Here is a 13,316-nt window from a genome sequence, read left to right as displayed (position 1 = left end):
AATGCTAAAGCCCAGTTTCCTAGTTGCGCGAACGGTCGGGGTGATAGAGGGCCTGCATCGTGACGCCCGCGCGCATGCTCGTCAGTCGGACCGCAGCTCCGGAGATTGGATGGGGCAGTGCCGCAAATTCGCTTGGCTTCATATTCATCGTCGCGCGAAACTCGCGGATGAAATGCGCCTGATCCCAGTAGTGCGTGTCGAGCGAACCGATCCAGCGCATCGATGGATCGAGCATATACTTGCCGAGACTGCGCAAAAATCTCTGTCGCCTGAGCAACGCACTGGGTGCGAAGCCGAAATGTCGCTTGCAGAAACGCTCGAAAGTGCGCGGTTTCATGCCCGCCATTTCGGCGATCGATGCCACCGAAGACGCGTCTTCCGACAGAAAACCGAGATGGACGGCGCGGATCGCGCTTTCGGAGTCGAGACCGTTGCCTGGGAGCGCACGAAACGTCTCGTTAATAAGCCGCGCCGATGCCTGAACATCATCGCCATCTTCGCGCAAAGCATCGAGCATCGCCTGCAGCGACCCGTGTGCCGCGGAGCCGGCGATGTCGGTGATGCGGTTCGCCATGTCGCTGGCCGGCAAGCGGATAAAGCGGGCCCAGCCGGCGGGCGTCAACCCGATACCCCAGAACTTGCCGCCGCCTATGCGCAAATAGGTCACCCGGTCCGTCGGCCCGGAAATCACTCCGGGCGGGACGTCGATTACGGCGTCGCCCCCGATCGCCGCCTTGTAGACTGTCGCAGACCCCGTCCTGAGATTCGCTTCTTCCGGAGGCAGCCAATCCTCGATCTCGACACCCTCTTCCACCTCCGTCCGGTAATAGGCGGACAGATACGGCGCCAGATCGTCGGGCGGTCCGGCCAGCTGCAATCGCAAACCATTCGCCTCGTAATCGCTAAACTCTACCAGCGATGTCGTCACCGCGCTCCCCCAAAGCGCGATCTAATGGTTAACGGCTTTGAATTGCAACATTTTTCCTGTCCAGCCCGGTTGTTGGCCCGGGCGAAGACAGACTAACGGGCCTCGGGCCGGTGAAGCACCTGCATTGCCTCGCCCGCTATCGCCATGCGGGCATGTGCCGCCGCGGCGAGGACGGAATGCGGAAGTTTTGCATAGGCGCTCGGCGACGTGACCATGAACCGCATGCCCCGCTTCGCTTATCACAATCCCATCTGTGGCTGTCGGGTAGCAACTTCCATCCGAATCCCAAACCTATTTGGGTTTATCGAGTGCCTGCACCGGCGAACCCCACACCCGCTTGCGTTCGGCCATGAAGGCGCTGAGCACGGGATGCGGCTTGGCCGCATACTCGCTGGGAGAACAGCGCATGAAGGCGTGGAACTCGTGAACGAAATGCGATTGATCGTGGTAATGCCGATCGATCACTTCGGACCAGTTCGCCCGCGGTTCGAGCATGAAGGCGGCAAGGCTGCGCATCAGCCTCTGCCGTCGCAGCAACAAACGCGGCGGGAACCCGAAGTGGCGCAGACAAACACGCTCGAGCGTGCGCTTCGACAAGCCGCATCGATAAGCGAACTCCCCGACCAGCATAAGGTGGGGATCGACCATGATCTCGTGGATCTTCTGGATACGAGCGCCATCGCGCGGCGGAGGGGCAAGCGCGCGAAAAAACTCGGCAAGCCAGGCGAACTGCCTTTTATCCGAATGTTCGCGCGTGCACAGTTTCCCACACAACGGCGCGAACTGCGCGAAAACGGGGCTCCGCTCGCCATCGACGACGATGTTGACATGCTCGCTGGCGTTCAATCCGACGTAGCGCGCCCACCCGAGCGGAAACAGCCCGATGCCCCACATCCGGGTGCGGCCGATCCTGAAATGAGCGGGGCCGGAACTGGGGCCCGTCGCCTGAAATCTGACTTCGCTGGATGGTCGGCCATCGGTAAAATCGGCCATCGGCGGATTGCCGGCGAAAAAGCGGAGATTTGCCCATTCCGGCTGCAACCAGTCTTCGAGAACTTCGCCTTCCGGCAGGTCGACCTCAAGCCGATAGAAACTGGTGAAGCAGGCAGCCAGATCGGCTGGCGGCGCAAAAAAACGCACATTGATGGCGTCGTGAGCTGTCAATCGCCTCCTCCGACTGCAGAGCCGCAGTATAGACGGTTGTAACCTCGCGACAAGCAGCCCCAATGCAGAAGGGCGCCCCTCGCGGAGCGCCCTTCAGAAAGATTCGGTTAAGCAGTGGCTTAGGCGGGCAGAGCCTTCTTCGCCTGCTCGATGATCGCCTTGAATGCACCGGCTTCGTTCATGGCGAGGTCGGCCATGACCTTGCGATCGAGCTCGATGCCGGCGAGCTTCGTCCCGTGCATGAACTGCGAATAGGTCAGACCTTCGGCGCGAACCGCAGCGTTGATACGCTGGATCCAGAGCGCGCGGAAACTGCGCTTCTTGATCTTGCGATCGCGGTAAGCGTATTGGCCGGCCTTCTCGACGGCCTGGCGGGCGATGCGGATGGTATTCTTGCGACGGCCGCGATAGCCCTTCGCCTGATCAAGAATCCGCTTGTGCTTCTGGCGCGTGGTGACGCCGCGTTTGATGCGAGGCATTTCGTATTCTCCTTAGTTCGCGCTCAGTCGAGGCCGTAGGGGGCCCACTTTTTCACCGTTTTGCTGTCGGCTTCCGACAGGACGGTGGTGCCGCGGTTCTGGCGAATATACTTCGCATTGTGGCTGATCAGACGGTGACGCTTGCCGGCCACACCGTGCTTGACCTTGCCGGTTGCGGTGATCTTGAAGCGCTTCTTCACACCGCTCTTGGTCTTCAGCTTGGGCATTTTCATCTCCTTGACAGAGACACGTCGCGCCAGCCCTGGCAGCCCTTTCGGCCAGACCGGCGGTGAATCACGTGTCGGTGAAGGGCGCGCACTTAGCGGTTCTCTTCACAAAAGCAAGTCAGAAGTGGGTGAGATAGCCGCCATCGACGGCCAGTGTATGGCCGGTTATGTAGCTCGCCTCGGGCGAGGCGAGGAAGGCAACCGCACCGGCGATCTCGCCCGGCTCGCCCCAGCGGCCGAGCGACGTCCTCCGGGCGAGGTGCTGCGCGATACCCGGATCTGCGGCCATTTCCCCGTTCGCTTCAGTCGCGAAATAGCCCGGCGAGACCGCGTTGACGGTAATGCCGGTCGGGCCGAGTTCCGCTGCCAATGCGCGGGTCAATGCTGCCAGACCGCCTTTGCTGGCGGTGTAGAGTGCATCGCCGCGCGCAATATCGGCGGCGATCGAGGTGATATTGACGATCCGCCCGAAACCCCGCGCCTGCATCAACGGCACTGCGCGGCGGGCAAGGTCGAAAGGCGCGACGAGATTGATGGCGAGCATCGCAACCATGTCCTCGCGCGTCAGCTGGTCGAGCGGACGCCGGTCGCGCTGGCCCACATTGTTGACCAGAATGTCGAGGCCGTCTTGCGCCAGCCGTTCGAAAGCCGCTTCGCTCGCTCGATCGTCGCCGATATCGAAGGCCAGCACCCGCACACCGCCGCCGATTCGCCCGGCCGCGTTCTCGAGCGCCGCGCGGTCGCGCCCGTTGAGCCACACCGTCGCACCATCGGCAACGAGCCGCTGCGCGATTTCGAAACCCAATCCACGCGCCGCCCCCGTAACGAGGGCGGTCCTGCCGGAGAGCGGGGAGCTCACCCCATAGCCTCGAGCACATCCTCGAGCCGGGCCGCATCGCCCAGCGCGATCACCCGACCGTCGCTGCCGGCGTCTAGCGGGTTGCCCAGCCAGTCGCTCATCACGCCGCCCGCGCCTTCGACCACCGGGACCAGCGCGGCATAGTCATGCAGCTTGAGACCGGCCTCGATCACCACATCGACATGTCCGCTCGCGACCAGTCCGTAATTGTAGCAATCGCCGCCGTAGATGATCTTGCGTTCGGCCACCGCCTTGGCCACGCCCATGAAGGCATCGACATCGTCGCCCGAAAACTGGTGCGGAGTGGTTGTGCCGAGCACCGCGTCCGACAGGTCCTTGCACGCCGCGACATGCGCTGGCTTGCCGTTGAAGGTCGTGCCATTGCCGATCTGCCCGACCCAGCGCTCTTGCGTTATGGGTTGGTCGATCACGCCCAGCACCGGCCACCCATCCTGGACCAGCGCGATCAGCGTACCGAAGATCGGCCGCCCGGCGATGAAGCTTGTCGTACCGTCGATCGGATCGAGCACCCATTGCCTTGCCGACCCTTCGTTGCGGGTGCCGTATTCCTCGCCGATGATCCCGTCATCGGCGCGTTCGCTTTCGAGGATCGCGCGCATGGCTGCTTCGGCGGCACGATCGGCCTCGGTCACGAAGCTGCGATCGGCTTTCTGCTCTTGCGACCATTCGCCCCGGAACAGCGGGCGGATGGCCTCCCCTGCAGCTTGGGCGAGACGATTGGCGAGCGCTATATCGGAACTACTTTGCATCAGAGTGCATTTGACTTCATGTGCGGCACCGTCAAGGTGCGGTTAGAAAGATGACGTGATTGCCCTTCGGGTCGCTTCGGAGGAAAAACAATCACTTTGTCGAAGTCTGAACGACGTCGGCCTAACAAAGGCCGGGGCGACAAATCGTCGCCTGTCATGAAATCTGCCACCGGGTCCACTCCGGAAGGGCTGCCGCTCGCCTATAACCGTGCACCCTGTGCTGCGTTGCAGCCGTGGGTGGCGCGCATCGGCGTAACCTCCGTGGTTCTGCCAGAAGGTCAGACGATCGAATGCGGCACGTTCGGCGAGCAGCCTATTCTGAGGATGATATACGGGTCGCGCTGGACGGCCGAAACCGCCGACGGATCGCAAGTCTTCGAACCGGGCGACAGGGGTATCGCGTTGTATTTCGGTCCCTGCACGCGGCTCATGCGGCTCACCGCACACGGATCCTTCAAGGTCGTCTCGATCAATTTCGCTCCTGGCGGCACGATCGGCCTCGACCTGCCGCCGATCCAAGAGACACTGGATCGCATTCTGCCGTTCGATCCGTTCACGCGCTCGCCCTTTCCGCCGGAAGGATTTGCGCCGGACAATGATGCGCGAGCCTGGCTCGACGCTGCGGAGCGGGAACTGCTCGATATCAGCAGTGGGGACACACGGGCGCCGCCCGATCCACTGCTTGCCGAATTCGAACAACTGTGTCTGACGGACCCCGGAGCCCCGCTAGTCGACTTCGCCAAATCGAGGGGTATTGCCCGGCGAACGCTCGAGCGAGTGATCCGGAAGAACTGGGGCGTGACTCCCCGATTCGCGATGCGCCGTGCGCGGGCACTGGATATGGCCGCGGTATTGCTGAATGTGATTGCGGACGAGGAAGAAGCCGAAATCCGGCTACGCTATTTCGACCAGTCGCATGTCACGCGCGAACTGCGGAAATTGCTCGATACAACGCCCGGACGCTTGCAAAAGGGACATCACCCCCTGCTGCTGATTACCATGGAAATCCGGCAGTCGCGGCGCCTCGAAGTCCTCGCACGTCTCGCCAGCGACGATCCCCGCCCGTGGCGCGACCCCCATGCCGAGCCGCATTCGCTCAGTCGAAAAGAGAGCTGACCGAACTCTCGTCGGCAATCCGCCGAACCGCCTCGCCGATCAGAGGGGCGATGGTCAGGATGCGGATGTGCTGCGAATCCCGGGCGTCGTCTGTCGGACGGATCGAATCCGTGATCACGAGTTCCTTGAGCGCGGAACCGTCGACCCGGGCCACTGCGCCGCCGGAGAGGACGCCATGGGTGATGTAAGCCGCGACCGAAGCGGCACCCTGGTCCAGCAACGCCTGCGCCGCATTGCACAGCGTGCCGCCGGAATCGACGATATCGTCGATCAGGATGCAGTGGCGGCCCGACACGTCGCCGATGATGTTCATCACCTCGCTCTCGCCGGGACGGTCGCGGCGCTTGTCGACGATGGCCAGCGGGGCATTATCCAGCCGCTTGGCCAGCGCGCGGGCGCGCACCACGCCACCTACGTCGGGCGATACGACCATCAGGTCCTGATCGCCGTAGCGCGCCTGGATGTCGGCCGCCATGACCGGGGCGGCGAAAAGGTTGTCGGTCGGGATATCGAAAAATCCCTGAATCTGTCCGGCATGCAGATCGACGGCGAGGACGCGGTCGGCGCCCGCCTCGGTGATCAGATTGGCGACCAGCTTGGCCGAGATCGGCGTACGCGGACCGGGCTTCCGGTCCTGGCGAGCATAGCCGAAATAGGGCACGACCGCCGTGATCCGCCGCGCAGACGCGCGTTTCAGCGCATCGATGCAAATCAGCAATTCCATGAGATTATCGTTCGCCGGATAGCTGGTCGACTGGACGACGAAGACGTCCTCGCCACGGACGTTCTCGTGGATCTCGACGAAGATTTCTTCATCGGCGAAGCGGCGTACCTGCGCGTCGACCAGCGGCATTTCGAGATAGCCTGCGATCGCGCGGGCGAGCGGCAGGTTCGAATTTGCGGCCATGATTTTCATGCGACGAATCCCCGGGGAAGCTGGCGGTGCGCCACGCCTAGCCGAGCGTCATGGATATGCAACATGTGAGATGGGCATTTCCCCGTCCCCGGGCAGGTTATTTCTCGCGATGCTCGCCCTTGATCCAGCGAACCGTTCCGCTGCTGGCGCGCATGACCACGCTTTCGGTCGTCATCCGACCATCGCGCAAATATTTCACGCCCTCGAGAAGCGAGCCCGAGGTGACGCCGGTCGCGGCAAAGATGCAGTCCCCTTTCACGAGATCGTCGCGGGTATAGATGCGATCCAGATCTTCGATGCCCCATTTGGCGGCACGGGCCTTCTCGTCGTCGTTGCGGAATACGAGGCGCCCGTTGAACTGCCCGCCGACACAGCGCAGCGCTGCTGCGGCGAGAACGCCTTCCGGTGCACCGCCTTGCCCCATATACATGTCGATCGTGGTATCTTCGTCGGTCACCGCAATCACACCTGCGACGTCGCCATCCCCGATCAGAACCACACCACAACCCAGATTGCGCAACTCGGCGATGAGCTCGGCGTGGCGCGGACGGTCGAGTACGCAGACGATGATGTCCGCAGGCTCCACCCCCTTGGCCTCGGCCACCGCCTTGACGTTTTCTGTCGGTGTCTTGGCCAAGTCGATAATGCCCTGGGGATAGCCTGGGCCTACGGCTAGTTTGTCCATGTAGACATCCGGCGCATTGAGCAGGCAGCCTTCCTCGGCAGCCGCAAGCACGGCCAGCGCATTCGGGCCGGCCTTCGCGGTAATCGTCGTTCCTTCCAATGGATCGAGCGCGATATCGATCTTCGGGCCCTTGCCCGGTGCACCGCCTACTTTCTCGCCGATAAACAGCATCGGCGCTTCATCGCGCTCTCCCTCTCCGATCACGACGGTACCGTCCATGTATAGCGTGTCGAATGCCTGACGCATCGCTTCGACCGCAGCGGCATCGGCAGCCTTCTCGTCGCCGCGCCCGATCAGCTTTGAAGCGGCGACCGCGGCCGCTTCGGTCACCCGGACCATTTCGAGCACGAGAACACGGTCGAGTGGGTTGTCGGCAAGCGAGTTCATAATGAGTTCAGTCCTCGGTAGCTGTCAGGGGAATTGATCGGTGATCGGGCCGCTGGCGGAAATTCGTATGCGCGGCGCGAATATACAGGGAGCTTTGCATTGTCGAGACACTGGCGTCCAGCGTCGCTGGTTGTGTTGAGCCTGCTGGCGCCTGTTCCGCTCGCCGCGCAGGATGAACCGCCCGAAACGATCGACATTCTTGTTCCACCCGAAACCTATGAAGGTGAGCTGGAGGATTGCAGCGCCGAACAGGAGGCAGCCTCGATTTCCGGCGAGATCATCGTTTGCCGCAGACGGGTGGGCGGCGGCGGCTTCGGCTATGACCCTGAACGTGCAGAACGCGAATACGCCACTCGAACGATGAACAGGGGCGCTCCGAAGGCGCCAGACGTGTTCGGGATTCCCGATCACGGTGTGGTAGTGGCTCGCGGCTGCTTTATCCCGCCCTGCCCACCGCCGCCGGCGTTGATCATCGACGTCGGGGCCCTGCCCGAAGCCCCGGCAGGTTCGGATGCCGACCGCATTGCCCGGGGCCTGAATCCAACGGGCGAAGACACTCCGGCGCAGCCTGGCGTTCCACTGGTCCAAAGAGAACTTGGCCTTCCACCACCGTCGGATGCCATCAATCCTTCAGAATCGGCATCACCAACGGAGGAGCCGTCAGGCTAGGCGACCCGTCGAGCAGAGCAAGAGCCTTGCTCACGCAGCGTTCCGGCCCTTCATGCGTGACCATCGCGACCAGAACTTCGCCACCTTCGTGGTCGCGTCCACGCTGGATCAGGCTCTCGATAGACACCTCCGCATCGCGCATGGCAGCCGTGATCTCCGCAAGCACGCCGGGGCGATCGGTGACGGTGAAACGGATGTAATCGCGCCCCACGCGGTTTCCTGGATCGGCCGGAGCGAACTTTTCGAGTTCCTCGACCGGAACCGAGAAGGGCGCCCCGCTATCGCCGCGCGCGATATCTATGAGATCGGCCACCACGGCGCTCGCGGTCGGCCCGGCGCCCGCGCCCGCGCCCTGGAAGAGCAGGCGGCCCGAGAAATTGCCTTCCGCCACCACCGCATTGGTCGGTCCGGTGACCGCGGCGAGCGGATGCCCCCGCGCCACCAGACATGGGCGAACCCGCTGGAGCAATGCAGCCTCCGCGCCGCTCTGATCGAGCGAGGCTATGCCGACCAGGCGTATGACATAGCCGAGAGTGCCGGCCTGAGTGATGTCGGCGGCTCGGACCTCGCCGATACCCGTCGCCTCGACCCCATCGAAATTCACCCGCGCGCCGAAGCCTATTGCCGCCAGAATGGCCAGTTTGTGCGCGGCATCGACACCTTCGACATCGAATGTCGGATCAGCCTCCGCATAGCCTTTCTCCTGAGCCGCGCGCAGCATGTCGCCAAAATCGGCACCCGTACGCTCCATTTCGGAGAGGATGTAATTGCAGGTGCCGTTGAGGATGCCGTAAATGCGCTCGATCCGGTTGGCTGCCGCGCCTTCGCGCAATCCCTTTACCACGGGGATGCCGCCGGCAACGGCCGCTTCGAACTTGAGTGGCACGCCCCTTAGTGCCGCCTGCTCCGCCAACGACAGGCCGTGATGGGCGATCATGGCCTTGTTTGCGGTCACGAATGCCTTGCCTTCATCAAGCGCCGCTCGCGCCAGTGTCAGCGCGGGACCATCGGATCCGCCGACCAGTTCGACAACCACGTCGACGTCGACCCGCCCGGCCATCGCCTGCATGTCGTCGACCCAGGCATAGGGCGTGAGGTCGATGCCGCGGTCGCGCGTGCGGTCGCGTGCATTGACGGCGACGATTTCCAGCGCGCGTCCGGCGCGGCGTTCGATCATCGACCGGTTGGTTTCGAGCAGCTCGATCACGCCAGTGCCGACGGTGCCGAGCCCGGCCAGAGCTATGCGAAGAGGTTCAGACATGTTGGCCGCCTAGCGCAGGCCAAGGGTGCGTTGGAACCAGTTTGTCTTGGAAAGGGTCAAGCGTGGCCTTTTCAACTACGCGTACGCTCGCATGGTCCGAGCGCTTCGCGGATCAGAGCATAGTCAGCGGTCGCGAGTTCGCGCGCTCTTGCGTCGCGCGAGAGATTGGCGTCCGCCGGCAAGTTTGCGGGAAGTGAGCAGGCAAGACGATACCATTCGAGAGTATTGCGCTGCGGTGCCCGGGCCGACTGATCCACGATCTCGGTCCACGAGACGCCCCAGCGCGGTTCCTGACCAGGGCGACGTACGATGGTGACCGATACCGGGCCGTCATTCTCCGTATCGAGGAATAGCTGAGTTTCCGATTCGCCGACCAGCGTCCCTTCGACCGCCAGTGCATCGCGAATACCGGTCACACGCGGCGGAGCGTCCTGCGACAGGACTGACGAGAGGACTGGACGCAGTCGCTCCTCGAACGCTGCGCTATAAGGAAACTGCGCCTGCGGATCTACGAGCTGGACCTGGTCGGCGCGCCCACGCACCGGCCGTGCAAACAGGATGACGTCCTGCTTCTTGAGCTTGGGCGCCTTCCCCTTGGTCGTCAGCGGAACGTCGACAAGGTAGCGCAGCGATTCACCCACGGGTGCATTGCCTGCAATAAGAGCGGTAGTGCGCGCTTCGACATAAAGACGGACGAAACCGGGAGCGAGACCAGGCGAGCGTTCTTGCTCTACAGTCGCCTGTTCGCGAATCTGGGCCCTGAGAACGAGCGGTGTGCCTTCGGCGAGATCGACCATATCGGCGTAGGTTAGGCCGGGAGTGGTCGAGGCAGGCTCCTGAGCGCCCGTCGCCGACGGCACCATGGTCAGCGCTGCACTGGCGAGCAACAGGCGGGTGGGCACGCAAAACGTCGGCATGGGCAAAATCATTCCTCCTGTCGGATCCAAGGCGCGATTCGCAAAACTCGCGGAGTTTATCACGGTTCCTTCCGACAGACCGCTGAATCCGCCGTTAACCGATAAAGCGTTTGCGGAGGGGGGACAGCTTGGCTAAGGGTCGGACCATACCTGAGTACATGATACATTATTGCTTGGGGAGAGGTGCTAGAGTTCTTATTGGGAACTTTGGCCTGCTTTCACCGCTTGGCTTTCAGGAGCCCAAGTGGTGCGAATGTGTTAACGACACCTGTTTCGCGTCGGCTTGGCGGGAAATGTATGTGTCAATCTGCCCCGGATTTTCCGGGGCGCCCGATGGAGTGATGCAACCGAATGGCTTATGCTGACCAACAGATGAGCGGCAATCGCGTCGTCGCGATCATCATTGTTGCCCTCATCCATATCGCTCTCGGCTACGCTCTCATCACCGGTCTCGCATATAATGCAGTCCAGCAGGTGGTCGAGCGCGTGACGACGATCGATATCGAGGAACCCCCGCCGCCCGAGGAAGAACCGCCACCACCGCCGCCGGAAAACATTCCCGATACACCGCCGCCGCCGGTCGCGCCGCCGCCGCCGATCAGTATCGCGCCGGCTCCTCCTCCGATCCGGACACAAACCACTATCCCGCCACCGGCACCTCCGCGGTTGGTTATTCCGCCGCCGGCACCGCCCGCACCACCACCGCCTCCCTCGAAGGCTCAGGGCGCCAGCGTAAGAGGTAATTGGGGCGCGCAAATTCAGCGCAACTACCCCAGAAGGGCCGAGCGTGAAGGTATCGAAGGCACGGTCGGAGTCCGTGTTACGGTAACTGCCGAAGGGCGTGCAACGGGTTGCACGGTGACTTCTTCGAGTGGTTCGAGCGATCTCGATCAAGCCGCTTGCGAAGGCGTGGAACGGTATGGCCGTTTCAACCCCGCGCAGGACGCGGCGGGCAATCCGATCGCAGATACCTACAACACCAGGATCGTTTATCAGCTCAACTAAGTTTCGTCCGCAGCTGACGCGGAACCAAATGACACAAAAGGACCACTCGTTATGACCTTCGAACTTCTTGCAGCTGCAGGTGAAGCAGCACCGCAGAGCTCTTTCGGTTTCATGGAAGCCATGGAACAGGGCGGCTTCGTCGCCTGGTTCATCCTCGGCGTCATGGTGATTATGTCGGTCGGCTCGTTCTACATCCTCTTCACCAAGCTGTTCGAGCAGCGCAAGGTGATGAGCCAGTACAAGGCCGTGCGCACCAATTTCTGGAAAGCCAATAACCTCAAGGAAGGGGCCACCAAGCTCGAGAAGAACAGCGCTTGGCGTCAGCTCGTCGACGACGCGCTGGTTGCCGAAGATCAGCACGCCAAAATGACCGACAAGCTGGAAGCGCACGACTGGATGCACGGTTCGCTGGCGCGTTCGGAAGATACCATCAATTCGAAGCTTGCAGGCGGCCTGCCGTTCCTCGCCACGGTTGGTGCAACCGCACCGTTCGTCGGTCTGCTTGGAACGGTTATCGGTATCTACCGCGCCCTGATCAACATCGGCATCGCCGGTTCGGCTTCGATTGACAAGGTTGCTGGCCCCGTCGGCGAAGCGCTGATCATGACCGCCATCGGTCTGTTGGTCGCGGTTCCGGCCGTGTTCGCTTACAACTGGTTGCAGGGCCGCAACAAGCGTATCGCCGAAATGCTCAGCGCATTCTCGACCGACCTGCTTGCCTACATCAACTCCAACGGCACGGTTAAGCCTGCGGCGTTGACCACTACGTCGACGCAGCAGGCAGCCAAGGCTGCCGGCACCGCGCCCGCCACCGCGGTCAAGAAGTAATCGATCGGAAGCGGGGGCGGCTCGGCGTCGCCCTCGCAACCACAGCATCGAACCCAAGAATTTCGAACGTTAGGAACTGAAACATGGCGATTTCGACAGGAGGTGGAGCAGGCACTCCGATGTCGGACATCAACACCACGCCGCTCGTGGACGTGATGCTGGTGCTTCTGATTATCTTCCTCATCGCGGTTCCGGTCGCGATCCAGACTATCGAGAGGCTGGAAATCCCGGTTTTCGAATCGGTCGAATCCAAAGACAAGGTCGAAAACCTCCTCCTGACTGTCAGCACTTCGGACATGAACGGTGCCAGTGCAGGCGAACCAGGCTTCGAAGGTGCGTCGCGTGGCGGCGAGTGCCGTGTCTATTTCAACAACACGACGGCGGTTACCTCCGAGGAGCTCTATGACCGCGCATTCGAGCGCCTCGATGCCATCGTGCAGCGTGCCGGCGGCCCCGAGGCGATCATGAACGACCCGGAAAAGATCCCGCAGGTGCATATTCGTGGTGACGTGAATGCACCCTGGTCGTGCGTTGCAGGCGCGATCTACAACGTCCAGGCGGCGGGCTACCCCACCGTCGGCTTCATCTCGAACCCGGTCGACCCCAACGGTTGATCGAGCGGTTCGGCAAGCAGATTAGGGAGTAACCCACTATGGCAATGTCAGGCGGCAAGGATGATGGCGCGCCGATGATGGAAATGAACATGACGCCGCTGATCGACGTCCTGCTCGTTCTCCTCATCATGTTCATCATCACCATCCCGGTTGCGACCCACTCGGTCGACATCGATCTTCCGGCTCCGAGCCCGGTCGATACTCCGATCACGGTCGAGCCGGAGAAGAACAAGCTGGTGCTCACGGCCACCGATGAGATTCTTTGGAACGGCAATTCGATCGATCAGGGCCAGTTGCGTACGCTGCTCGATCAGTCGACGCAGATGGCGGTTGAGCCCGAACTTCAGTTCGAGCCCGAAGCACAGGCAAGCTACGATCTTTCGGCAAAGGTGCTGCAGCTCATCAAGGTCAGCGGTGTCACCAAGTTCGGCTTTGTCGGCAATGAACGCTATCGGACTTTTGGCAAATAGGGCCAGATCGAACGGACCGAT

17 protein-coding genes are annotated in these 13,316 nt (G+C 62.1%); 6 read left to right on the top strand and 11 right to left on the bottom strand.

The features are described 5' to 3' along the window. Positions 1-19 precede the first annotated feature (19 nt). The 7 genes from K3174_RS17100 to hisN all read right to left on the bottom strand — a co-directional run bounded on the left by K3174_RS17100 (position 20) and on the right by hisN (position 4,427). Positions 20-928, bottom strand: coding sequence for a helix-turn-helix domain-containing protein (locus K3174_RS17100; protein ID WP_221557526.1), 909 nt, complete (start codon positions 926-928; stop codon positions 20-22). Positions 929-1,020: 92 nt separating this feature from the next. Continuing rightward, positions 1,021-1,143, bottom strand: a complete 123-nt coding sequence (locus K3174_RS16995; protein WP_282099690.1) for a hypothetical protein — start codon at positions 1,141-1,143, stop codon at positions 1,021-1,023. 76 nt (positions 1,144-1,219) lie between these two features. After that, positions 1,220-2,092, bottom strand: a complete 873-nt coding sequence (locus tag K3174_RS07495; protein WP_247711970.1) for a helix-turn-helix domain-containing protein — start codon at positions 2,090-2,092, stop codon at positions 1,220-1,222. A 119-nt stretch (positions 2,093-2,211) separates the two neighbouring features. After that, on the bottom strand, positions 2,212-2,571 hold the full coding sequence (rplT, locus tag K3174_RS07490) for a 50S ribosomal protein L20 (protein ID WP_221557524.1): 360 nt from the start codon (positions 2,569-2,571) through the stop codon (positions 2,212-2,214). Positions 2,572-2,594: 23 nt separating this feature from the next. Beyond that, positions 2,595-2,798: a 50S ribosomal protein L35 gene (gene rpmI / locus K3174_RS07485; RefSeq protein ID WP_067693021.1), complete on the bottom strand. Its 204-nt coding sequence runs from the start codon at positions 2,796-2,798 to the stop codon at positions 2,595-2,597. Between the two features lie 118 nt (positions 2,799-2,916). Beyond that, positions 2,917-3,657 (bottom strand): SDR family oxidoreductase, encoded by a 741-nt coding sequence (locus K3174_RS07480; RefSeq protein WP_221557523.1) that lies wholly within the window; start codon positions 3,655-3,657, stop codon positions 2,917-2,919. Further along, positions 3,654-4,427, bottom strand: a complete 774-nt coding sequence (gene hisN, locus K3174_RS07475; protein ID WP_221557521.1) for a histidinol-phosphatase — start codon at positions 4,425-4,427, stop codon at positions 3,654-3,656. The genes K3174_RS07480 and hisN overlap by 4 nt, the downstream gene beginning before the upstream one ends. 156 nt (positions 4,428-4,583) lie before the next feature. Here hisN and K3174_RS07470 point away from each other — a divergent pair, with 156 nt between their 5' ends. Next, entirely contained in the window at positions 4,584-5,543 is a 960-nt protein-coding gene (locus K3174_RS07470; RefSeq protein WP_221557519.1) for a helix-turn-helix domain-containing protein, read from the top strand. Here the strand turns inward: K3174_RS07470 and K3174_RS07465 are convergent. Together K3174_RS07465 and glpX are read right to left on the bottom strand one after the other, a co-directional pair. Continuing rightward, positions 5,524-6,459, bottom strand: coding sequence for a ribose-phosphate pyrophosphokinase (locus K3174_RS07465; RefSeq protein ID WP_221557517.1), 936 nt, complete (start codon positions 6,457-6,459; stop codon positions 5,524-5,526). The two genes, K3174_RS07470 and K3174_RS07465, sit on opposite strands and share 20 nt — an antisense overlap. Before the next feature lie 97 nt (positions 6,460-6,556). Then, on the bottom strand, positions 6,557-7,531 hold the full coding sequence (glpX, locus tag K3174_RS07460; RefSeq protein ID WP_221557515.1) for a class II fructose-bisphosphatase: 975 nt from the start codon (positions 7,529-7,531) through the stop codon (positions 6,557-6,559). A gap of 99 nt (positions 7,532-7,630) precedes the next feature. Between glpX and K3174_RS07455 the strand changes: the two genes are divergently transcribed. Then, the gene (locus K3174_RS07455; RefSeq protein ID WP_221557664.1) at positions 7,631-8,200 is read left to right on the top strand and encodes a hypothetical protein; all 570 of its coding nucleotides are present in this window, start codon (positions 7,631-7,633) and stop codon (positions 8,198-8,200) included. Here the strand turns inward: K3174_RS07455 and K3174_RS07450 are convergent. Further along, on the bottom strand, positions 8,154-9,461 hold the full coding sequence (locus K3174_RS07450; RefSeq protein WP_221557513.1) for a homoserine dehydrogenase: 1,308 nt from the start codon (positions 9,459-9,461) through the stop codon (positions 8,154-8,156). The genes K3174_RS07455 and K3174_RS07450 overlap by 47 nt on opposite strands. Positions 9,462-9,532: 71 nt before the next feature. Beyond that, a complete protein-coding gene (locus K3174_RS07445) occupies positions 9,533-10,378 on the bottom strand; it encodes a hypothetical protein (protein WP_247711969.1) in 846 nt (281 codons plus the stop codon). A gap of 351 nt (positions 10,379-10,729) precedes the next feature. On the opposite strand from K3174_RS07445, the gene K3174_RS07440 reads away from it, so the two are divergent. The 4 genes from K3174_RS07440 (at position 10,730) to K3174_RS07425 (ending at position 13,295) form a co-directional block, all read left to right on the top strand. Further along, on the top strand, positions 10,730-11,383 hold the full coding sequence (locus tag K3174_RS07440; RefSeq protein WP_221557511.1) for an energy transducer TonB: 654 nt from the start codon (positions 10,730-10,732) through the stop codon (positions 11,381-11,383). 51 nt (positions 11,384-11,434) lie between these two features. Continuing rightward, on the top strand, positions 11,435-12,211 hold the full coding sequence (locus K3174_RS07435; protein ID WP_221557509.1) for a MotA/TolQ/ExbB proton channel family protein: 777 nt from the start codon (positions 11,435-11,437) through the stop codon (positions 12,209-12,211). 83 nt (positions 12,212-12,294) lie between these two features. After that, positions 12,295-12,825 (top strand): ExbD/TolR family protein, encoded by a 531-nt coding sequence (locus K3174_RS07430; RefSeq protein ID WP_221557507.1) that lies wholly within the window; start codon positions 12,295-12,297, stop codon positions 12,823-12,825. Positions 12,826-12,863: 38 nt separating this feature from the next. Then, entirely contained in the window at positions 12,864-13,295 is a 432-nt protein-coding gene (locus K3174_RS07425; RefSeq protein WP_221557505.1) for an ExbD/TolR family protein, read from the top strand. The last annotated feature ends 21 nt before the right edge of the window (positions 13,296-13,316 follow it).

Source organism: Qipengyuania qiaonensis (genome assembly GCF_019711515.1).
In the GTDB taxonomy this organism is placed as follows: Bacteria; Pseudomonadota; Alphaproteobacteria; order Sphingomonadales; family Sphingomonadaceae; genus Qipengyuania; species Qipengyuania qiaonensis.
This window is presented reverse-complemented; position numbering and strand designations above follow the sequence as displayed.